Annotated in this window: 12 protein-coding genes and 2 pseudogenes; 1 reads left to right on the plus strand and 13 read right to left on the minus strand. The window is 60.1% G+C overall.

The genetic code is table 11. From position 1 onward, the window contains the following. The 3 genes and pseudogenes from AACY11_RS09105 to AACY11_RS09115 form a co-directional block, all read right to left on the minus strand. Positions 1 to 307 (minus strand): annotated as a pseudogene (locus AACY11_RS09105) (hypothetical protein); the annotation flags it as partial. A gap of 82 nt (positions 308 to 389) precedes the next feature. Next, the gene (locus AACY11_RS09110; RefSeq protein ID WP_339494481.1) at positions 390 to 2,669 is read right to left on the minus strand and encodes an ATP-dependent DNA helicase; all 2,280 of its coding nucleotides are present in this window, start codon (positions 2,667 to 2,669) and stop codon (positions 390 to 392) included. Next, a pseudogene (locus tag AACY11_RS09115) lies at positions 2,666 to 4,319 on the minus strand (VRR-NUC domain-containing protein). Before AACY11_RS09115 ends, AACY11_RS09110 begins: the two are co-directional and overlap by 4 nt. A gap of 192 nt (positions 4,320 to 4,511) precedes the next feature. Here AACY11_RS09115 and AACY11_RS09120 point away from each other — a divergent pair. Next, complete coding sequence (locus AACY11_RS09120) at positions 4,512 to 4,736, plus strand: YgdI/YgdR family lipoprotein (protein WP_339464212.1); 225 nt, start codon at positions 4,512 to 4,514, stop codon at positions 4,734 to 4,736. 44 nt (positions 4,737 to 4,780) lie between these two features. On the opposite strand, the gene AACY11_RS09125 is transcribed toward AACY11_RS09120, so the two are convergent. The 10 genes from AACY11_RS09125 to AACY11_RS09170 form a co-directional block, all read right to left on the minus strand. Next, positions 4,781 to 5,155 carry a hypothetical protein gene (locus AACY11_RS09125; RefSeq protein ID WP_339464213.1) on the minus strand — a complete coding sequence of 125 codons (375 nt, stop codon included), beginning with the start codon at positions 5,153 to 5,155 and terminating at the stop codon, positions 4,781 to 4,783. Positions 5,156 to 5,395: 240 nt separating this feature from the next. Then, positions 5,396 to 7,249, minus strand: coding sequence for a polyurethane esterase (locus AACY11_RS09130; RefSeq protein ID WP_339464309.1), 1,854 nt, complete (start codon positions 7,247 to 7,249; stop codon positions 5,396 to 5,398). A 118-nt stretch (positions 7,250 to 7,367) separates the two neighbouring features. Beyond that, positions 7,368 to 9,056 carry a polyurethane esterase gene (locus tag AACY11_RS09135; RefSeq protein ID WP_339494483.1) on the minus strand — a complete coding sequence of 563 codons (1,689 nt, stop codon included), beginning with the start codon at positions 9,054 to 9,056 and terminating at the stop codon, positions 7,368 to 7,370. Between the two features lie 20 nt (positions 9,057 to 9,076). Beyond that, positions 9,077 to 12,163 carry an autotransporter domain-containing protein gene (locus AACY11_RS09140; protein WP_339494484.1) on the minus strand — a complete coding sequence of 1,029 codons (3,087 nt, stop codon included), beginning with the start codon at positions 12,161 to 12,163 and terminating at the stop codon, positions 9,077 to 9,079. A 41-nt stretch (positions 12,164 to 12,204) separates the two neighbouring features. Further along, positions 12,205 to 15,165, minus strand: coding sequence for an autotransporter serine peptidase EprS (gene eprS, locus AACY11_RS09145; RefSeq protein ID WP_339494486.1), 2,961 nt, complete (start codon positions 15,163 to 15,165; stop codon positions 12,205 to 12,207). 81 nt (positions 15,166 to 15,246) lie between these two features. Then, on the minus strand, positions 15,247 to 16,608 hold the full coding sequence (locus AACY11_RS09150; RefSeq protein ID WP_339464217.1) for a TolC family outer membrane protein: 1,362 nt from the start codon (positions 16,606 to 16,608) through the stop codon (positions 15,247 to 15,249). Between the two features lie 2 nt (positions 16,609 to 16,610). Next, a complete protein-coding gene (locus AACY11_RS09155; protein ID WP_339494487.1) occupies positions 16,611 to 17,960 on the minus strand; it encodes an HlyD family type I secretion periplasmic adaptor subunit in 1,350 nt (449 codons plus the stop codon). Next, positions 17,957 to 19,735 carry a type I secretion system permease/ATPase gene (locus tag AACY11_RS09160; protein WP_339464220.1) on the minus strand — a complete coding sequence of 593 codons (1,779 nt, stop codon included), beginning with the start codon at positions 19,733 to 19,735 and terminating at the stop codon, positions 17,957 to 17,959. Before AACY11_RS09160 ends, AACY11_RS09155 begins: the two co-directional genes overlap by 4 nt. Before the next feature lie 179 nt (positions 19,736 to 19,914). After that, positions 19,915 to 20,337, minus strand: a complete 423-nt coding sequence (locus AACY11_RS09165) for an AprI/Inh family metalloprotease inhibitor (RefSeq protein ID WP_339494551.1) — start codon at positions 20,335 to 20,337, stop codon at positions 19,915 to 19,917. A gap of 93 nt (positions 20,338 to 20,430) precedes the next feature. After that, entirely contained in the window at positions 20,431 to 21,897 is a 1,467-nt protein-coding gene (locus AACY11_RS09170; protein ID WP_339494489.1) for a serralysin family metalloprotease, read from the minus strand. Positions 21,898 to 22,355: the final 458 nt, after the last annotated feature.

Genomic DNA, 22,355 nt, shown 5'->3' on the forward strand with positions numbered 1-22,355 from the left:
ATGCCGCACGAATTCCCGGCCAGGCGTTGAGCGAACTGAGCAGCCCGAGTAGCGCCAGAAACGCCGGCACCACCAAGGTAAACAACTTGCCCCACTCTGGGTTGAGGTTGGACATGCACGATGCAAAGGCAATCACCAGAAACGACTGTGCGGCCAGATAAGCGTCGGTGCGATTGGCGAGAATGCTGGTTTCGTACTGGATCTCCCGGCGATAGAAATCCAGCCGTTCCTTGGGCGAGCCGAACATCTTGGCGTCATGTTCGGTCAGGGTTTCTTCAGCGGTCGGCTGGGTCAATATGCGAGACAAGGGACGCACGCTCCGGAGCGGGGGGAACCGTTTAGAAGCATCGCGTTACGCACTAGTTCAGCCGGATTTACCGGGGCGTCATTCAATCCGGTTGCGCAGGCGCTTCGTTATGGATGGCCCACCAGCGTGGCAACAACTGTTTGATCCGACGCTCGGCAAAGCGGTCGTCGATCAGCATCACCACGCCGCGATCCTCGCGGGTGCGGATCACGCGTCCGGCCGCCTGGACGACTTTCTGCACGCCAGGAAAAAGGTAGGTGTAGTCGTAGCCAGCACCGAAAATCGCCGCCATGCGCCGTTTCAACTGTTCATTGACCGGATTGAGTTGCGCCAGTCCCAGCGTGGCGATGAACGCGCCGATCAGGCGCGCGCCCGGCAAGTCGATACCCTCGCCGAAGGCCCCGCCCAAGACCGCAAAGCCAACGCCCTGACTCTCGGCGGTGAACTGGTCGAGAAAGGCCTGCCGCGCCCCTTCGACCATGCCTCGCGACTGCTGCCACAGGGTGATGGTTGGGTGCCGTTCGGCCAGTAACGTTGCCACCTGTTGCAGGTAATCGAAACTGCTGAAGAACGCCAGATAGTTGCCCGGGCGCTCGCTGAACTGCCGGGCGATCAGTTCGACAATCGGCTCCAGCGATGCCTGGCGATGATTGAAGCGTGTCGAAATCCGGCTGATGACCTGCACCTGCAATTGCTCGGCGCTGAACGGCGACTCGACGTCAATCCAAACGGTGTCGGCCGGCGTGCCGAGCAAATCGGCGTAATAGTGACGCGGGCTCAGCGTGGCGGAAAACAGCACGCAGCTACGCGCCGCTTTGAGGCGCGGGCCAATGAACGCCGCCGGCACTACGTTGCGCAGGCACAGTTGCGATAGCGGGCGTTTACGGTCGAGGTCGCGCTTGCTGATGTCGAACAGGAAATGCGCGTCGTACAGTTCCGCCACCCGGGCAAATTGCAGCAAATCGAAGTAGAAGTTCTGCAATCCGCTGTCGAGCCCTTGCGGGTGATCATTGAGGTAGTCGCCAATGGCTGCGCTACACAGGGCGATCGCCTGCAGGAGTTTTTCCGGAGCCTTGTCATAGGCCTGATACGGCGCCAGTTGCGGCGCCTGCAACGCATTCCACTCACGGTTGACCCGTTGCAGGGAGTTTTTCAGCGCTTGGGGGGCTGTTTTGCGAACGCTGCCCAGCGTGGCTTGATCGAGACTGGCGCTGTACATCTGCCGACCGCGCTCAACGAGGTTGTGTGCTTCGTCCGCCAGGACCGCCACCTTCCATTGATTGAGCTGAGCGAGGCCGAACAGCAACGCGCTGAAATCGAAGTAATAGTTGTAGTCGGCGATCACCACGTCCGCCCAACGGGCCATTTCCTGGCTCAGGTAATACGGACACACCGAATGCTGTGCAGCGACTTCACGCATCGCTGCTTGATCGAGCCGGCGGATTCGACTGGCCGCTTCACGGGCGGCCGGCAGGCGATCATAAAAGCCCTGGGCCAACGGACAGGACTCGCCGTGACAGGCCTTGTCCGGGTGTTCGCAGGCCTTGTCCCGAGCCACCATCTCCAGCACGCGCAAGGGCAAGGTGGCCGATTGATCGAACAACACCTGACTGGCATCCAGCGCCAGTTTGCGCCCCGGTGTCTTGGCGGTCAGAAAGAACACTTTGTCCAGTTGCTGCGGTGCCAACGCCTTGAGCATCGGGAACAGCGTACCGAGGGTTTTGCCGATGCCGGTGGGCGCTTGCGCCATCAGACAACGGCCCGTGCTGACAGCCTTGAATACCGATTCCGCCAGATGGCGTTGCCCCGGACGAAAATCCGCATGGGGAAACACCAATTGCTGCGCGGCCAGATTACGCGCCTGGCGATGCACCATTTCCCGTTCGGCCCAATGCAGGAACAAAGCGCATTGCTGCTCGAAGAAAACCTGCAAGGTCTGGGCGCTGAACGCTTCCACCAGACAGGTTTCCTTTTCGCTGACGATGTCGAAATACACCAGCGCCAGATTGATCTGCTCAAGTTGCAGTTTGCAGCACATCAGCCACCCGTAGACCTTCGCCTGCGCCCAGTGCAACTGGCGGTGATTGGCCGGTTGTTTGCTCAGATCGCCGCGGTAGGTTTTGACTTCTTCGAGGCAGTTTTGCGCCGGGTCGTAGCCATCCGCCCTGCCCTTGACCTTCAACTGGCGGAACTCACCTTCCAGTGCCACTTCGCTTTGATAGGTGTCGCTGCGCCTGGACGCGACGGTGCGATGGCCGGCCATGCCTTCCAGTGCCGTCGGTGACGGCGTGAAGCGCAGGTCGAGGTCGCCGGTCTTGGCGGTAAACTCACACAGCGCGCGCACCGCAACGCTGTAGCTCAAGCGCTCTGCTCCGCCCATTGCACGTAACACACCGCGACCGGCATCTGGTGTTGGTGGCAAAACTCCAGCCAGCGCAGTTGGTTGTCCTGCAAGCGGTCGCCAGGACCTTTGACTTCGATCATTCGATAGGTTTTGTGCTGCGGCCAGAACTGGATCAGGTCCGGCATGCCGGTACGGTTGGCCTTGATGTCGAGCAGCAAACGCTGGAACCAGTGTTTGAGGTGTTCGGCGGGCAGACAGGCCAGCGCTTGCTCCAGCAGTTCTTCATTCAATGCACCCCAGAACACGAACGGCGACTGTATGCCCCACTTGGCGACAAAGCGCTCGCGGATGGTGGCGGCATAACGGCCATCCTCCAGCTCAGCGAGGCAGGCTTGAAACACGTCGGCGCGGCGTTGCGAGAAGTCTTCATTGAGCAGGTCCACCGGCCCGCGCTGAAACGGGTGAAAGAACGCCCCCGGCAACGGTGCGAATATCGCCGGCCAGCAGAGCAACCCGAACAATGAGTTGATCAGGCTGTTTTCAACGTAATGCACCGGGCCCTCTTCGTCATGCAAGTGCGCCTGCACGTAATACTCCACCGACAGCGCGGGATCGCTGCGCGGCAAGTGCAGATCCAGACGCTCCACCGGTTTTGTCATCGCACGTTTGAGCGGCGGACCACCGAGTTTGCGCCGCAAGCGCGGCAAAATCCGTTGCAGGCCTTGCTGCTCGGCAGCGCTTTCGGGGGTTTGTTCGGCGAGCGTGGCCAGTTCCAGCGCCCGGCCGTATTCGCTGCGGCGTTCCAGCACGCGGATCATCCGCAAGCGAGCACCGGGATAGGCGCAATCGCGATAGACAGTCAGGGCCAAAGCAAACTCGCTGATGCGTTCGCAGTATTGGGCGATCTGGAACAACACCTTGGCGCGTCGCCGTTGCAGCCAGGGGTTGTCGAAGTGCAAGGCGCTGACCTGCCCGACAATGGTTTCCAGTGGCTCACCGGCCTCGAAGCGCAATTGGCAGTGGTGCAGAAACAGACACGCGTCGACGTCCTCACGGCTGCGCAGACCACGGGAATCGGCGCAGAACTCGACTTTTTCGTAGGTAAAGATGCCGAGGTCAGCCAACACGAATTCGGACCAGTCCTGATACAGGTTGCCGAAAAACATCAGTCGCAAGCGATCGCACAGGTCCATGATGGTCAGGCTGAACAAGCGCTCAGCCAGCAGAGGCGCCCAGTCGCGCAGGCTTCTGGCTTCGGGGAACTGCTCGGCGAGCAGCGCCAGCCAGTCGTCCTTGCGCCCCTTGGGTTGCTCGATAAAGGCGCCGAACGCTTGCACAATCTCGGCTTTGAGCAACACATCAAACAGTTCTGCCATCGCCAACGGCGCGTGTTCGTCGAGCCAGCCGCAAGCCAGCAACGGTTGCGCCGCACAGGCGATATCGCCGATTTCCGCGTAACTGAGCTTGCCGGCACGAAAATGCACGCCCTTGCGCATGACCATCCGCACCAGCAAGCCCTGCGACGCGCGAGGCAACGTTTTGAACGTCGCCGATAAATGCGTGCTCCGCTTCGCTCAATACATCGGCATAACGAAGCTCAAGCCAATCAAGCACTTGCCGGAAGTTGTTGAGGTAATAGAACGGATCATCAAGGGGATTGGCAGTCACGGGAATTCAGGGCCATGGAGGACGAATACTGGTTATGCGTACAGATAACAGCTCTGCCCCACCCGGCGCAAACGGAAAAAGATAAATGGCATTTTTAACCGGCCAATAGAACTTTTCCCGGCGCGATGGCACCAACCGCCTAGGACTCCGACATTGCTCGGTATCACGCGAAATGAGGCATTTGAGGTGGATATGAATATCAAGACACTGGGCATCCCCCTGGCGGTAGCGGCCCTGCTGACCTTGGGCGGTTGCTCGACCCAGACCGTGGTCACCCTGCAAAACGGCACTCAGTACCTGACCAAGGACATGCCGAAAACCGAAACCAGGGATGGCTTCTACGAGTTCGAGGATATTTCCGGTGCGAAAGTCAAAGTACGCGCTGATGAAGTGGCCACGGTGCGCAAGGAAGACTGACCGTTGCGGGCGGAGCTGCCGTTGCGGCAGCTCCTGAAGGCCATTTACTCAGATATCGTCATTCCAGGAATGCTGTTATCGCAACGCATGTAAGTCCCGCCACGCCGGGCGACTTCCCTCTGTAAGCGCTGGCACCGTTCAAGCTCCTGCTGGACCATGCGATCGATGCTCAGATTGCCGGTGGTTTGCGGTTGTTTCCCGTCCCCCAGGCGGATAGTCACGAACGGTTGTTCGGGCTGAATCTGAAAGCGGCTTTTCTCTTCGACGGGTTCCACCACCTCGGTTTTAGCCGGGCCAGGCAGTTGATCGTCGGTTATTCCATAACGGCTCAGGATCGAGCTTTGAGGCAGATCGGCCCAGGCATTGGCCGAACTCAGCGCCAGCCCCACAAACCCGACATACCTCTTGAAACCTCTCACGTTTGAATCTCCTGTACTCAATGGCTGCCTGTACATGACGTGCGCGCACGCCCAGGCTTTAGTGCCGATTCCTGTTACTGCAGGGGTTGAGAGTCAGGTAGTCGCCAATGAGTCACGTTTTACCGCCGCGCTATTGGACTTCGCGAACAAGTCCGCCCTACAGGGAACCTGTGAGCGACACAGATCCAGTGTAGTAGCGGGCTTGCTCGCGAAGGGGCCCTTACAGCCCCCCCTCCAACATCAAGCGATCACAATCGCGTCGCCACTCAAGCTATTGAGCGAGACCCCGACCAACGTTACCGAATCACTGCCAAACGTCAGCAGCGTGTCCTGCCCCACCGATGAGGCATGAGCGCGGAAGTCTTCGTTGGGCAAAACACCCTGTACGCCGAAGAACACCAGCTTGTCGTTCGACGTAAAACCCACCACCCGATCCTGGCCGAACGCGCCGTTGAACACGAACGTATCGGCCCCGCCACCCGATTCCATCAAGTCATTACCGGCGCCGCCGACAAATACGTCATTGCCCGCGCCGCCGATCAAATGGTCGTTGCCATCCAGGCCAAACAACCAGTCACCACCGGCATGTGCCTTAAGCGTGTCAGCGCCATATGTGCCCTTCACACTGGATTCGTACGCCGTGACATTGTTGCCGACCTTCAGTCCGCCGGCCGTGACGCTGTGGGTCACATCATCCTTGAACAGGCCCCAGAGGAAACCTGGCTCCCTGGTGACGATGCTGCCGATGTCGCGGGTCAGGCTGATCCCGCCATTGGCATCGCGAATGTACAGATTGCCCGCACCATCATTGGCGAAGTCGAACTTGTTCACCGATTGCTGCAGATCCAGGGTATTGCTGCCCTGTCCGCCAAGGATGATGTTGTAGCCGCCGCTGTCGCGGAAAGTGTCGTTGCCGGCGCGGCCCTCCAGATAGTCATTGCCACTGCCGCCCTGGATCAGATCGTTGCTGTCGCTGCCGATGATGAACGTGCTGCCCTTGTGGGTTTCGGCGTTGCGATTGAGGTCCTGCACCCAGGTATTGGCCCGCGCGGGGTCCGACAGGTTGGCGACGATGATCGTCGAGTCCTTGCTGGTCAGGTCGTAGAACTTCGACTCGATGACCCGATTCATCCCGTCGCCATAGGCGGTGGGCAGGTGCGAGATCCAGGTTGGGATGTTGAGGATCGAGTACGGCAGCACATTCCATGCGTTCGAAGCGTAGTGGTCATTGAAGCTGACGATGTTGTCGGTGGCCGACTCCTTGGGCGCATCGTGCACGCCGACCGAAGCGCCGGTGAACGTCGAGCCGTCGAGCGCGCGAAACACCGGGTCGTTCTCGTAGCCGACGTTGAGCACCTTGTCAGTGCTGCTTTGGGTCGGCGAGGCGTAGGCGATGTAGTTGGAATCGGCGAAGAACCCGCCCCACTTGCCGCTGCTCAAGTCCGCCATGCTGTTGACCGCGAGGCCACCGAGGCTGTGGCCGCTGACCAGCACGTCCTTGCCGCTGAGGCCGTTGGCCTTGGCGAACGCCACCACGTCATTGAGCAGATTGCCGAAGGCTTCGCCGACGTAGTTCTTGGCGTAATCCTTGGGGCCGAATGCCGCGAGCAGGTCATTGATCACGTCGCCGATCGAGTCACCGATGAGGATTTCCCGCGGGCCACTGGTGCCGCGAAAGGCAATGCCCAGTTCGGTGAGATGACCTTGTGCGTCGTACTTGCCGAGGATTTCGACTTGAGCGCTGGTGTAACCGGCCTTCTCGCCAAAGAAGGTTCCGCGCGCGTCGGTCTTGCCGTCGTAACCCAATTGCGAGGCAGTGATCGGCGTCCAGCCCGCCTTCTTCACCGCATCAAGCGCGAGTTTTTCCGAGTCGGGATTCCACGGAACACCGGGGATCACCCCTTGTGAATCGGTGCCACCAATCAGCGCGGTAACCAGCGTGGCCGGCAGGCCGAGACCGAAGCCGTTGTGCTGGTACCCGGCGGCAAAGCCGTTATCGAGGTTGTGGTAGGAATACAGCGTGATGGCCATGGCGTCGCTGAACAACGCCTTGGAATCGGCTGTACCGAAGTTTTTGTAGTCATACACACCCATTGCCATTGCCTCTCTTCTTGTTGGAATTGTTCAGAGATAGCTCACAGCCAGGGCTCCCCACGCGGGACGCCCCGGAGCATTTCAACACATCGTGCACATCGCTCTATGCGAGCAGGATCTAAGCGAACACGAACGCCGAGTCCGACAGGTTAGCCACTCCAACCCCGATCAGGGTCACGGCATAGTCGCCAATCTTCAGCACGGTATCGTTGCCAGCCTGCGCGACATGTTGCTTGTAGTCGTAGCCCTGGCCCGCACCTTCGACGCCCATGAACACCAGTTTGTCGTTGCCCTGATACCCGTTGATGGCATCAAAACCGAACGCGCCGCTGAACAGGAAGGTGTTGTTGCCACCCACCGCGGTCATCACGTCGTTACCGGCGCCGCCCACGAACGTCACATGGCCCTTGTCGCTGATCAGTTGGTCGTCACCTCCCAGACCGAACAGCCAGTCACCGTCGGCCGTCGCGTGCAGCGCATTGCCGTATGCATCGCCGTTGAGTGAATGGTTGTACTGCGTGAGTTCGCTGCCATGGGTCAGCCCCTTGGCGGTGACGCCCCAGGTGATGTCCTTGCTGCCCCACCATGACCCCGCCTCCTTGCTCACCAGCGCGCCAATGTCGCGAGTCATGCTGATGCCGCCGTAGGCGTCGCGAACGTACAGCGTGCCGTCACCGTCGTTGGCGAAGCTGAAGTTCTGCAACGGTTTGTGCAGCTCAAAGGTGTTGTGGCCCTGGCCGCCGAGCAGGATGTTGAAGCCGCCATCATCCCGAAAACGGTCATCACCGCCCAAGCCTTCGAGGAGGTCGTTGCCCGCCCCGCCCTTGAGCCAGTCATTGCTGTTTGTGCCGATGATGAAGGTGCTGCCAGTGTGCGGTTCGCCGCTGCGCCCCAAGTCTTCGACCCAGGTGTTACCCCGGGATGACGCCTCCAGGTTGGAGACGATGATGGTCGAGTCCTTGCTGGTCAGGTTGTAGAACGTTGAGCCAATGACCCGATTCAAACCATCGGCATACCCCAGCGAACCATGCGCCGACCAGCTCAGCGGATTGATGATGCTGAACGGCACCAGGTTCTGTGCGGTGGACGCGTAGTTGTCGTTGAAGTTGACGATATTGTCGGTGGTCGAATCATGCGGCTTGTCGTGTTTGCCCATCGAGGCGCTGCTGAACGTGGTGCCGTCGAGCACGCGGAACACCGGATCGTTCTCGTAGCCGATGTTCAGCACGTGGGTACCGGTGCTGCTCTGGGTGGGCGAAGCGAAGGCGATGTAGTTGGCATCCTTGAAAAAACCGCCCCAGTGACTGGCGCTCAGATCCGCGACGCTGTTGACGCCCAGGCCGCCAAGGCTGTGGCCGCTGACCAGCACGTCTTTGGCGGCGATGCCGTGAGCAATGGCAAACGTTGCGACAGCCTTGAGCAGGTTGTCGAACGCATTTTTGGCGTAGTTGCTCGCGTAATCCGACGGCCCGACGGCGGCCAGCAGGTTGTTTTTCAAGTCCCCGAAGGTGTCGCTGTAACCCAGCCCACCGGTGCCACGAAAGGCAATGCCGATACCAATCAACTGGCCGGCGGCGTCGTATTTGCCGAGCACTTCGGCCTCGGCGCTGGTGAAGCCGTCCTTCTCGCCGAAGAACGTTCCCTGCGCGCCGACGTTGCCCTGATAACCCAGCGCCGTCGCCGTGACCGGCCTCCAACCGGTCGCCGGCAATGGCTGCCCCGTCGGCGTGTAGGCGTACAGCGTCAGTGCGATGGCATCGCTGTACAACGCTTTGCCATCGGCATTTTTGTAATCAAACAGTCCCATGTTGTGCTCCCTCTTTCAAATCAGAACTGCCAGTCCAGAGTCAGGCCAACACCGTGGTCTTTCTCATGGGAACCGATCAGCCCGTTGTAATCCAGGTTGACCCGCACATCGCGATTGAGCGCCAGACCGGCACGCACGCCGACCACAGCAGCATCACGCTCCATCGACACACTCTGCACCTTGAACGCACTGTTGCCGTTGGCGAAGGCCAGGTGACTCTCGGCATCAACGCTGCTCAGGTTGTGTTGCCAGCCCAGGCTCGCACCCAGTTCCAACTGGTGCTTGTCCGACAGGGCAAACGTGCGTTTGGCCCGTACACCGAGGGTCGACAGCACTGCATCACGATTGTCTTCGCCGCCCTTCAGTGCGGTGGCGTCACCCTTCTCGGTGAAGCTGTCGCTGTTGAGGTGCACGTAAGCCAGATTGGCGAACGGTTCCAGGTTCATCGGTTGCAGACGCAGATCGTAAGCCGCCTCTGTGAACAATTGCGCAGTGCTCGCATCGCGTTTGACCTTCTGCTTGCCGCTGACATCGGCCAATTGCAGGTCACGTTTCACATCGATGCGATGCCAGCTATACGCACCGCCAACGGTCAGGCGCAGCGCATCGATTTCATGGCCCAGATAGGCAGCCAAGTGATAACTGTCGACCGACGCCGAGGAATGCGTGCCACTGCCCATGTTCAACGAGCTGTCGCTATAACCGGTCACGAAGCCCAGACGGGTATCTTCAGTTATCAAGCCGTCAACGCCGGCCAGCAAGCCGCCGATGGAGGTGGTGCTGTCAGCATTTTTGTACCCGCCGTCACTGCTCCCCCAGGAACCCAGCACCTTGACCCAAGCGTTGCTGCGATCGTCGGTGGGGGCATTGGCATTGAACAGGTCACGTTCGCGCAGACGTTCACCCACGGCATCGCGCAGGTAACGGCTGTCGTTGATCAACAGGGTACCAATGGCCGGGTGAATCTCACCGGACAACTGCTGGAACGCTTGCTGCGCCGATGCCGCGTTTGGTGACAACAACAGCGTTTCGAACAGGGCATTGCCCGCGCCCAAACGCTCGGCAGCGGCACCGACGGCGCGCTGGTTCGGCGTCAGCCCCACGCTGGCGAACGATGCGTCGTTACGCCCCACCGCCAGTTGAATGCCACCTGCCGAGTAATCGAGGGTGCCACCGAGGAACGCGTAGTCCGGCAGCACCTGCCCGAAGCGTCCTTCGATACCGCCCGCCGCTTGCAGGATGTTGTATTGGGTGCCCAGCAGGCTTTTCACTTGGCCGGTGGTCAGCAGTGTCGGGCTGTTTTCCAGCGACATGCTCACCGTCGCCCCTTCGATCACAGCCTTGCCGGTCGCAATGATCTGGTCACTGCTGGTTGGCGATAACTCCACCGCGTAGGTCGAGCCCGGCGCGAAGGTCACATCCCCCGCCACATTCAGGGTGCCGATAGAGTTGCCCGGAGCGACCGTACCGCCGCTTTTCACCGACAGCGCGCCGATGTGGCCGTTACCGCCGAGGATACCGCCGTCATTCACGGTGACCGCCGATTGCAGCGACCCGTTGATGGCCAGGCGCCCCTGATTGACCAGGGTCGGGCCGCTGTAGGTGTTGTTACCGGTCAGCACCAGCGTGCCGATGCCTTGTTTGGTCAAACCGCCGTGCCCGGAAATGTCGTTGCGCCAGGTATCGAGACCGCACGTGATGTCGGTGCACACGCGCTCGGTGGGTTTGCCTTGGTCGATGATCGCGCCGATGCCGGGCAAATCCGCGACAAACTGGCCGGAGCCATAGGCGCCGTCGATACGGAATTCAGCCGGAATGTCCTGCTCGGTGACGAACATCGCCGGGCCATCAATGCCTTTGCGCAGGTTGATCATGCCCCAGCCGTACAAGGCGTCGATGCCCGGTGCGCCAAGGTCGGTGGCCGTGGTTCGCAAAACGCTGGCGACCTGATCGCCGGACATGTACGGGAAGCGCTCCATCAACACGGCCATGGAGCCGGCCACATGCGGCGCGGCCATTGAGGTGCCGTTGTAGTTGGCGTAACCCGTGGCGAGGTTGTCAGCGTTGGTGCCACTGATGATCGAGCTGTAGATCCGCGTACCCGGTGCCGAGACGCAGAAACTCGCGGTGTAACCGCAACGCGAAGAAAACGTACTGATGATGTACGGGTCGGAACTGGCCAGACTCGGGTTCTGTTGCAACGCCGCGACGGTGATCCAGTTCGGCGCAATGTCCGGGACGAAATAGCCGAGGCCGGCGATGGCGTCCGGGTTGTTGAGGTTGTAATCGTTGCCGGCGGCGAAGATCGTGACGATGCCGCTGCGTGCGGCGGCAATCGCCCCGTCATACGCACCGCCGGGCTTGGTGCCGAGCAGTGTGCGGATCTCGTTGAACTGCAATTGTGCGTCGTTGACCGTGAAGTGCGGGTACGCCGGGTCGCGGCCGCCAAGGTCGAAACGGTCGGTAATGCCGATGCCCCAACTGTTGTTGATGATCCGCGCGCCGCTGGCGATCAGCGCATCCCACCCGGCCTTGTACACCGCGCCGTCGTTGCCGCGAACAATGCCGTCTTCCGGGCCTGGGTCGCCGTTGTCGGCGCTGATGATTTGCGCGCCGAACGCCACGCCGTGCATCGGACCGCCATCGCGACTGCCCGCCGCGATGCCGCCGACGTGGGTGCCGTGGGCGCCAAGTTTGCCGTTGGAGCCGACTGAGGGCGAACCGTCATAAAGGAACGTATCCCCGGCTTTGACCGGGATGTACGGGTCGGTGTATTCGCGAATACCCCGGGTGACCAGCGTGATGACTTTGTTGCTGCCGGAAAACTCCGGGTGCGCGGCGTACACCGGTTGGTCAAAGATCCCCAACTTGACGCCTTTGCCGGTGTAACCGGCGGCGTAGGCGTAATCGGCCCCGATAGCGCCCAGCCCCCAATCGGCCTGGAATTCGGCGCTGCGCCAACTGCTGGCATCGCCCGTGCGACCGTTTTCCACATAGGGTGCAGCCTGCGCTGTGCCCCAGGTGGTCAGTGCGCACAACACCGCGCAATTCAGGGTTTTAAGGGCGAAGCGACCACCCGATTGCGCGCAGGTATTGTTGTTATTCATCCAGCGACCTTCCTTAGTGATGTTGCGAAAAATCCGTTTGTTCAAAACAGCCAGTTCAGACTCACGCCGACGCCGTGGCTCTTCTCGCGATTGGCCAGTTGTGCGCTGTAATCAAAATTCACCCGTACATCGCGGCTCAGCGCCAGGCTCGCTTGCACGCCGACCAGCGCGGCATCGCGTACCAGCGCCGAACTCTCCACCGAGTAAGGCGTGCCCCCGCTGGCAAAGCGCAGGTGTTGCTCGGATTCGATGTCGCTCAGGCTGTGTTGCCAGCCGAGGTGGCCGCTCACATCCAGTGTCTGCTGAGCCGACAGATTGAAGGTCTTGATCGCCCGCACGCCGAGCGTGCTCAGCACCGCGTCACGCTGATCGCCCGAGCTTTTCAGCGCGGCACCAGCGCCCTTCTCGGTAAAGCCCTCGCTGTCCAGATGCACGTAGGCCAGATTGGCAAACGGCTCCAGCGCGAGTGGCTGCAGGGCCAATCGATAAGCTGCCTCGCCAAACACTTGGGCGGTGCTCGCCTCCACCTTGGCTTTCTGTTTGGCGCTGACGTTGCCGTACTGCAAATCACGCTTCACATCGGCGCGATGCCAGCTGTAGGCCGCGCCGGTGCTCAAGCGCCAGGCACCAATGTCATGTCCGGCGTAGGCACCCAGGTGATAGCTGTCGACCTTGGCCGAGGAATGCGTGCCCGAACCCATGCCAAGCGAGCTGTCGCTGTAACCGGTGACCAGACCGATGCGGGTCTGCTCGTCCAGCGCGCCGTCGACACCGGCCAGAAGACCGCCAATCGACGTGCTGTAACCCGCCGCGTCATGACTCGAATCGGTGCTGCCCCATGCGCCGAGGCCTTTGATCCAGCCATTGCTTAGCGCAGCGCGGGGTTCACGTAAACGCTCGGCCACCGCATCGCGCAACGGGCGGCTGTCGTTGATCAGCGCCGAACCGAGGGCCGGGTAGATTTCGCCGCTCAGTTGCTGGAAGGCGTGTTGCGCGACAGCCGCGTCTGGCGACAGCAGCACACTTTCGTAAACCGAGTTGCCCGCGCCCAAGCCTTCGATTGCAGCGGCCACCGAACGTTGATTCGGCGTTTGGCCGACGCTGGCAAACGTGTTCGCGTTGCGTTCGACGTTGAGTTCAATACCACTGGCGGCGTAGTCGAGGCTGGCGCCGATAAACAGATAGTTCGGCAGCACAGCGCCGAACTGGCCCTCGATGCCACCGGCCGCTTGCAGGATGGTGTACTGGCGCCCGAGCAGGCTTTGCGCCTCGGCGGTACTGAGCAAGGTGGGGCTGTTTTCCAGTGACAGGCTGACGGTTGCGCCGCTGACGGTCGCGGTACCGCCGGCAACGATACGGTCGCTGCTGGTGGGCGACAGTTCAACGGCATACGTCGAACCCGGTGCGAAATTGACATCGCCGGCCACGTTCAAGGTGCCGATGGAATTGCCCGGCGCCACCCGGCCACCGCTGTTGGCGGTCAATGAACCGACCCGGCCGGAACCGCCAAGCGTGCCGCTGTCGTTCACGGTGACGGCTGACGTCAGCGACCCGTTGACCGTCAGCAAGCCGCCGTTGATCGTGGTGGCACCGCGATAAGTGTTTTCCCCGGTGAGGATCAAACGCCCGGCGCCGGACTTGATCAGGCTGCCTTGATACGTCCGCCCCGCTGCTGCAGCGTCGCGAGCGCTGCCCACCGCGTAATCGGTTAGATCCTGTTGACTGGCATTGGCCCCGACACCGTTCTGCCAGCCCTTGTCCCGCAAGGTTTGCTGCCAGGCACTGTGTTCGGCAAGGTCTTCGCGTTGGCGCTGAATCAATGCCTTGTCGGAGATGTCGTTGCTCCACACATCGCTCTGTCCGCCCGCCAGGCTGACGTCGAACGTGCCGAGCAACTGCCCCGGCCCGTGCATCGCCCGGTTCAGGTTGGCCACCCCCCAACCGACTCGCTCGCTGGGCGCATCGGTCACTGAACCATCGAGTTGCGTGGCGGTGGTCAGCAGCGTTTCGAGCGCCTGCTGATTGTTCATGTACGGGTAACGTTCCATCACCAGCGCCAGTGCCCCGGTCGCGTGTGGCGCCGACATCGAGGTGCCGGACTTGATCGCGTAACCGCCGCCGGGAACGGTGCTGTCGACCTTCGCCCCCGGCGTGGTAATGCACCAGAATTTGGCGACGCCGCACTGGTTGTACTTCTGCTGATTGCTTTGATCCAGGCCCGACACCGCCAGCCAATGACCTTCAAGATCCGGCTGAAAGTACGGCAACGTCGAGCGCACGCTGGCGTTCGGATAGCCACTGTTGCCCGCGCTGAAGACGTTGATCACCCCGCGTCGCGAGACGTCGGCAGCCGCGTCGAGCCAGGTGCCTTTGTTGAAGTGCTGGGCGTAGGCCGCCTGCAAATCGGCGAGTGTGCGGTAACTGACATCCGGCGGCTGGCTGCCCCAACTGTTGTTGATCGCCCGCACGCCGGCATCGGCCAGTGCGTCATAAACCGCTTTGAAATAGCGCGGATCAGGATTGGGGCCAAACAGGAAACGGTCGTTCTTGTTGGTGTTGCCGACGTAGATTTGCGCGTTGTAAGCCACGCCGTGCATGCCCGCACCGTCACGGGCCGCGCCCATGGTGCCGACGACGTGGGTGCCATGGGCGTCGTTGTTGGGGTTGACGTTGCCGTCGATGCTGAACAGTGCGCCGTCGATGTAGCTGCCGTTGGCCTGCACCGGGTGATAGCGGTCAGGGGCAAACTCGGGATGGGCAGCATCGAAACCGGAATCGAGCGCGCCAATCTTGACGCCCTTGCCGGTAATGCCGGTAATGCCGGTGGCGTAGGCTTGATCGGCCTGCATGCGCTCAAGGCCCCAGTCACGCTGGAATTCGGCACTACGCCAACTGGCGGGATCGCCGGGCCTACCAGGTTCCAGGTATTGCGCCTGGGCCTGAGTAACAGAAACAGCGAGCAACAGCGTGCCGACCGCTGCCGGCTTGATGTGTACGTCCATGTTCACGACTCACTTTTATTGTTTTATGCAGATTCTTCTGCGGTGTTGCTTGAGGCCCTCACTCAGCGCTTTCCCTGACGGTCAGGGCTGATGAGCAACAACAAACGCCTCATCCACCCGAGCCAGATCCTGCTCGCTCAAGGTGCCGGCGTAGTAGTGCAATTTGGTCCAGGCCATCAAATAGTCGTACCGCGCCTGCGCCAGATCGCGGCGGGTGGTAAACAGTTGTTGCTCAGCGTTCAACGCATCCAGATTGGTCCGTTCACCGCCGAGAATGCTCTGCTTGGTCGACAACACCAGCGCTTCGGCCGAGGTCAGCGCCTTTTGATAAGCACGCAATTTATTCACCCCTGACAGGCAGGCGTTGAATTGGCGACGCAGTTCGATCAGCGTTTCGCGAGTCTTGCCATCGAGTTCGTATTCGGCCTGCTCCATGGTACGGCTGGCCTGACGTGTCGAGGCCGACACGCCACCACCCGCGTACAAAGGCACGCTCACTTCAAAACCAATGGTGTTGGTGTCATAGCGCTGGTTGTACGTGTTGCCGCTTTCCGATTCGTTCTGGCGCACCGTCGCGTACGCGCTAACCTTGGGCAGATGCCCGGCGCGATTACGTTCCACTTCATAGCGCGCCACTTCGACTGCCTGACGTTGCGAGGCCAGGTTCGGATTGTTGCTGATTGCCAGTTCGTGCCACGTGTCGTAATTGGCAGGTTGCAGCGCAAAGGTCTGGAAACTCTGATCCAGTGGCGCCAGATCGCTGATGTCCACGGCTGGCACACCGACCAGCGCCCCCAACTCACGCAACGCGGCGTCCTGCTCGTTGTGCGCCTCGATTTCCTCGGCGGTCGCCAGTTCATAGCGCGACTCGGCTTCCAGAATGTCGGTGCGCGTGCCCTCGCCCTGCTTGAACATGTGCTCGTTTTGCTGGAATTGCTGCTCATAGGCCTTCTTCTTGGCCTGGGCAATGTCGATCTGATCCTGAGCAAACAAGGCTTTGGTGTAGTTATCCAACACCCGCACCAGCAGTTCCTGGCTCCTGCCGCGAAAATTCGCGTCGGCAAACAGCGACTGCGCAACACCTTTGCGATAGGCCGCATACGCTTCGTAATCCAGCAACGGCTGTTGCAGCGTCAGGCTCGAGCCGTAACTGTTGTAGTTGCGGTTCTCGGTGTAGTTGCCGCGCTCATTAATTTGCGTGACCTTCGAGGTATTGTGGCCCTTGTTGTAGTTGTAACCGATTTTGGGCAACAGCCCGGCGCGACCAATGGCGCGGTTCTCAAGGCCCGCGTCGCGCTCCTTGATCGCCCCCAGGAACACTGGATCATTGCGCAGCGCCTGCTCGTAAATCTCGAACGGCCCCATGGCCGCCAGTGCACTGTTGCCCGCCAGCAGCGCGAACGCGGCCGTCAGTATGGAAAGCTTATTCATACAGCCGAACATCCTTATTCCTCGGTCAACGCGGAGCCGGCCCGGTCGAGCAGCGGTTTGAACAGATAGTTGAGAAGTGAGCGCTCGCCCGTGCGCACGAACATTTCTGCCGGCATGCCAGGCTTGATCACCAGACCGTTGAGTTTTTCCATGGCCTGATCGCTGACACTGCTGCGCAGCACGTAATACGGCACACCGGTTTTCTCATCGACCATCTGGTCGGCGGAAATCAGGCTGACCTCACCCGGCACCCGCGGGGTTTTACTCTGGTTGAACGCGGTAAACAGGATGTCCACCGGCAAATGAGGGCCGACCTTGTCGATCAGGTTGATCGGCAAATGCCCTTCCACCTCCAGCGTCGTGCCTTGCGGGACGATCTCCAGCAGCGTTTCACCCTGACGTACCACAGCGCCTTCGGTGTGCACGCCAAGATTGACCGCCACGCCATCGGCGGTTGCAAGAATTTCGCTGTGTTGCAAGTCGAAACCGGCGGAGATCAGTTGCTCGGACAGGGTCACGCTTTTGAGTTGCGCGTCGGCCAGTTGCGTGCGGACTTCCTTCTGATACTCCTCGCTGTGCTGTTGCAGCTTGAGGCGCGATTCGAGTATGCCCTGCTCCACACGACCGCTTTCGCCGGCGTTTTCCGCCAGTTGCTGCTGCACTTGCGACAGTTGGCGCTGGTACTCCATCAAGCGGTTGCGCGGGATGTAACCGTTGTCCGCGAGTGGCTGCAGGTTACTGAGTTGTTGTTGCAGGGAATTGGCCTGTGCATTCAGATCGGTGCGTGCACGGCGCATGCCGGCCAGTTGCGAGGTCGCCCCTTCAATGCTGGCGCGCAATCCGGCTTGCTCGCGGGAAAACGCTTCGCGACGGCTGCTGAACAGTTGGCGCTGCCCCTCCAGCACCAACGCCAGGCGCGGGTCCGGGTCGTTGCTCAGTTCGGCCGGGAAGATCACTTGCTTGAGGTTGTCGCGCTCGGCCTGCCAGCGCGCCAGGCTCGCCCACGCCATGCGGTACTGGGCTTGCAGCGATTGCACGTCAGCCGCCACTTGCGTCTGATCGAGACGAAACAGCGGCTGGCCTTGCTTCACGATCTCGCCTTCGCGCACCAGAATGCGGCTGACCACACCGCTGCTCATCGACTGCACCGCTTTGCGTTTGCCTGAGACCACCACAGTGCCCTGCACCGGAATGCCTTGATCGAGCGGCGCCAACGCGGCCCATGTGAAGAAACTGCCGGCACCGACAATCGCCAGAATCCAGCCCATGCGCGCGAAGAATTTCGCATCGCGCTCCGGGCGCTCGGTGATGTAGGCGTGTTCCATGTTCGCTTCGTTTTCTGTGTTCATGCTGGCACTGCTCATACACCCGAATTCCTTGTCGAAGGCTGGTACTGCCGACTCATACTGAGCCCGCCCGGTGCTTGCGCAGGTTTCTCGCGTTGTTGTTCATTGGCCGCACCAGACAGCGCCTTGAGCACGTCCTGGCTAGGGCCGAAGGCTTGCAGGCGGCCTTCGTTGAGCACCAGCAACTTGTCAGCCTGGGCCAGCACTGAAGAACGATGCGTCACCAGCACCACCGTCGTGCCTTGCGCCTTGAGTTGTGCAATGGCACTGGCCAATGCCGCTTCGCCGACGGTGTCGAGGTTGGAGTTGGGTTCATCCAGCACCACCAGGCTTGGCGTGCCATACAGGGCGCGCGCCAATGCCACTCGCTGCTTCTGACCGCCGGACAAGCCGCTGCCGTCCTCACCCAGTTGCGTGTCGTAGCCTTGTGGCAGACGCAGGATCATTTCGTGGACGCCGGCCTGTTGCGCGGCGGCCACGACTTTCTGCGGATCAGCGTCACTGAAACGCGCAATATTCTCGGCGATGCTGCCGCTGAACAGCTCGATGTCTTGAGGCAGATAGCCGATGTACGGGCCGAGTTGGTCGCGATTCCAGCGATGAATATCCGCGCCATCCAGGCGCACGGTGCCCCCCAGAGTCGGCCAGACACCGACCAGCAGACGGGCCAGCGTCGACTTGCCGGAGCCGGAAGCCCCCAGCACGCCGAGCACTTCGCCGGCCTCCAGATTGAAATTGACCATGTGCAAGGTCGCAGTGCGTTGCCCCGGCGGGCCGGCGCTGACTTGCTCGAAGGTAATCTGGCCTTTCGGTGCCGGCAGGGCCATCGCGTCATCGCTCGGCGGGAAGGCTTGCAGCAATGCATCGAGGCGACGGTAAGCCAGCTTCGCCCCGCTCCATTGTTTCCACACGGCGATCAACTGGTCGATCGGGCTCAGCACGCGGCCCATCAGAATCGAGCCGGCAATCATCATCCCGGCGGTCATGTCGCCCTTGATTACCAGCAATGCACCAAGGCCCAGCACCAACGATTGCAGGCACAGGCGCAGGGTTTTACTCAGCGAGCTGATCACCGCGCCGGTGTCGCTGGCCTGATTCTGCAAGCCGAGGAAGCGCGAATGCACCTGGAACCAGCGCTTGCGCAGTGAACCGAGCATGCCCATCGCCTGAATGGTTTCGGCGTTGTGCAGGTGGCTGGTGGCTAGCTGGCTGGATTTTTGCGAAAAACCGGCGGCGTCGCCCAACGGCTTTTTGGTCATGTATTCGTTGAGGCACGCCAAAGCGATCAGCAACAACGCACCCGCTGTGGCGAGCACACCGAGCCAGACGTTGAACAGGTAAATCACGAACAGATACACCGGGAACCACGGCGCGTCGAAAAACGCGAACAGCGCAGGCCCGGTAACGAATTGGCGAATGTGGGTCAAGTCGCCCAGCGATTGGCCTGCGTTGCCCTCGCCCTTGAACAGGTTGCGTTCGAACGCCGCCTGATAAACCCGCAAATTGAATCGGCGCTCCAGTTGGCTGCCAATGCGGATCACGATAAAGCTGCGCACCACTTCCAGCAGGCCGATAAAGGCGAAGAAACCAACAACCATCAGCGACAGCATCGCCAGGGTGGTTTCGTTCTGCGACGACAGCACCCGGTCATAGACCTGGAGCATATAGATAGAGGGCACCAGCATCAGCACGTTAATCAGCGCGGTAAAGCAACCGACACTGATCAGAATACTTTTGTAGTCGCCCAAGGCCTTGAATAAGGGCGCGGTGGCTGGGGCCTTCGCCATCTTCATTGATTATTCCTGAAATGTTTGATCTCGCCGAACTTTGGCGAGGTTTGAATTAGTCTTCTGTTCGCCGGCGCAAGACAACTTGCAAGTGCCCATTACAATTCAATAACAACTTCGGCTTTCACGTCGACCGACCTATAACGATTAAGCATCACCTTATATCCAACTGGCCGTCTCGACGCTTATTGCGCTACACGTTCAAAAGTGATGATCAGACCCGACTTCAAATGACTTGAATAGAGCCCTTCACGTTGTCGGCTGAAAAACACGATTCTTGAGCCTTCCTTGCCGGTAATCGAGATACCGTCCGGCTCGGGGAACCAGCCCATGGGCGTGTCTTCTATCCAGGCAGCCAAACAGTCGGCACCGTTGCCAACGGTCTGATTCGATTGCAGGTCGATGACACAAGTATTCGATGGTTTGTCCTGAAGTTTTTGCGCGTCCGGGGCGTCATTGCGAGCGGTCAGGGTCGCCTGCCATTGGCCGGCCAATTGCGAGGGATCTTCGAGTCTGAGGCTGCTTGCCATGCTTGTTTCTCCTGAAATCATCATCAGCGTCGCCACCAGCCACGCCACCGTTATGTAGGTAAAAACCTTTCGACTCATAGGAAACTTCACTCCGGCGTGTAGCCTTGCGTACCAGCCTAGACGATGCAAGCGAAGAAAGCGGCGCCTCAAGCGCCGCCCTCTTGGTTCACATCACGCCACGATGTCGCTGATCGCTGCCTGGCCAACGGTGCTGACCTGGAAGTCCGCCACGCCGTGCCCGGAGAAGTCCACCGACAACAGGCTGTTGCCACCCGACGACGTCAGCACTGCATCACCCGCCGAACCGGTGAAGTAGTTGACGAAGTGCAGGCCCGAGCCACCGGTGATGCCGGTCAGGTCGATTTTGTCCAGACCACTGACGAAATCGAGGATCTGATCAATCGCACCCGGCCTGGAATCGGAGCTGGCCGCAAACACAAAGGTGTCCGAACCTGCACCGCCCCACAGCTTGTCGGCGCCACCGGCCCCGTAGAGGATGTCGTTGCCGGCACCGCCCTTGAGCTCGTTGGCCGCACTGTTACCGATCAGCAGGTCATTGCCCGAACCGCCGATGGCGTTCTCGATGGTGACACCTTTGGCGATGGACACGTTGCCCACCAGGCCGCCAACGTCGGAGAACGAAGCCTCATTGAGGTTGATCTTCTGGTTCTGGGTGAAACCCGAGAAGTCGAAGGTGTCCTTGCCGCCCGCATCCCATACCGAGAACACCAGCTTGTCGCTCGACGACGAAGCGCTGAGGAAATCGCGACCGGAGTTGGAGTTGAAGCCGTAGGTGGTGTCACCGGTACGGGTATTCATGTTGGCGCCATAGAGCTTCTGGATCGCAGCGATATCGTCCATCAACGGCCCGGAGGAATAGGCTTCCACCCCGCCCTTGCTGAAGTTCTGGCTGGTATTGCTCTCGCTCCAGTAACTCATGACGCTGTAGCCGCGGGTGTCTTGCCCGTAGGTCGCGTCATTGTAGGTCGGGTTGCCATTGCCGGCGTTGTAGTCGCCAGGGTGAGCCAGGCCCAGGGTATGGCCGATTTCGTGCGTCAGGGTCTGGCGCCCGTAGTTGTTCAGATCCGGCGTCTTGTTTTGCGTGTAGCCACTGTTGATCAGGTACCACGACGTGCCGTCATAACCGGCGCCGGTGCCTGGCAGATAAGCGAACGCCGCAGCGCCATCCTGGCCCCCGCTGTAGTTACCGAAGGTCATGTGGCCATCGCCGCCCGAGGCTTTCTCGGTGAAGGTGACATTGGCCACATCGGCCCAGGATTGCATGGCGAGCTTGGCCTGGGTTTGCTGTTGAGCACTGAACTTGCTGAACCCGCTGATCCCGTGCTTGTACATCGTGCTGGACGATGCCGATGTCAGGAACGTGTAGGTGAGTTCGATCTTGCCGCTGCCATCCTTGTCCTGGTAGGCAGCGCCGTCGCGCAGCAACTGAGTGGCGGCCTGATCGACGGAGAAGGAGGGTTTGCCATTGACCGTGAGGTTGCCGCCACGATCATATTGATGGCTGAAGCTATTGATCTGGTTATACGCCGAACTGGCTGCGGCCAGCGGTTGTGGCGCTGCGAACAACTGGAAAGCCTGTTCGGCGGTATCAATAGCATTAGCTTTAACTTTCGACATAAACACACTTCCTTGTTTAGCAATGGAACAGTTTTTGTCCGATAGCGACAATCTCTGGCGAGATCGTCCTATCACTCGCCCAATGAAGGCGTAAGAAACCTGACACAATTTGAAATCTAACGTAAAGCCTTTTTTTGAGATCAAACTGAACTGTTCCGGAAAACTCCCGTAAACAATGCGCACGGCGATAAAAGAATGTTCTAAACGGCTGGGTTTAGCCTAATTGCCTGACGATTTTCTATTTAAATATTAAATAAAGGTAAGTTGCGTTTTGTTAGGCACGTCGCATTTTCATGCACTTTATTAGTGCGATGCCAGTGTATGGCTATCAATCAATAAACAGACAATGAAAACAAAGGTGGCAGTGGGTTTGCTCGCCAAAGCGATGGGCAGTTAGCCAGCGCATTGCCTGACACGACGCCTTCACGAGCAAATCCGCCCCCACGGTTGTTGCGGGA

Origin of the sequence: Pseudomonas sp. RA_105y_Pfl2_P56, from assembly GCF_963970845.1 — a bacterium.
Lineage (GTDB): Bacteria > Pseudomonadota > Gammaproteobacteria > Pseudomonadales > Pseudomonadaceae > Aquipseudomonas > Aquipseudomonas baetica_A.

Bases quoted from the DNA above. Each gene is read 5' to 3' on its own strand.
- AACY11_RS09120 (WP_339464212.1), top strand. From the start codon at position 4,512: ATGAATATCAAGACACTGGGCATCCCCCTGGCGGTAGCGGCCCTGCTG.
- AACY11_RS09130 (WP_339464309.1), bottom strand. From the start codon at position 7,249: ATGGGTGTGTATGACTACAAAAACTTCGGTACAGCCGATTCCAAGGCG.
- AACY11_RS09135 (WP_339494483.1), bottom strand. From the start codon at position 9,056: ATGGGACTGTTTGATTACAAAAATGCCGATGGCAAAGCGTTGTACAGC.
- AACY11_RS09140 (WP_339494484.1), bottom strand. From the start codon at position 12,163: ATGAATAACAACAATACCTGCGCGCAATCGGGTGGTCGCTTCGCCCTT.
- eprS (WP_339494486.1), bottom strand. From the start codon at position 15,165: ATGGACGTACACATCAAGCCGGCAGCGGTCGGCACGCTGTTGCTCGCT.
- AACY11_RS09150 (WP_339464217.1), bottom strand. From the start codon at position 16,608: ATGTTCGGCTGTATGAATAAGCTTTCCATACTGACGGCCGCGTTCGCG.
- AACY11_RS09155 (WP_339494487.1), bottom strand. From the start codon at position 17,960: ATGAGCAGTGCCAGCATGAACACAGAAAACGAAGCGAACATGGAACAC.
- AACY11_RS09160 (WP_339464220.1), bottom strand. From the start codon at position 19,735: ATGAAGATGGCGAAGGCCCCAGCCACCGCGCCCTTATTCAAGGCCTTG.
- AACY11_RS09165 (WP_339494551.1), bottom strand. From the start codon at position 20,337: ATGAGTCGAAAGGTTTTTACCTACATAACGGTGGCGTGGCTGGTGGCG.
- AACY11_RS09170 (WP_339494489.1), bottom strand. From the start codon at position 21,897: ATGTCGAAAGTTAAAGCTAATGCTATTGATACCGCCGAACAGGCTTTC.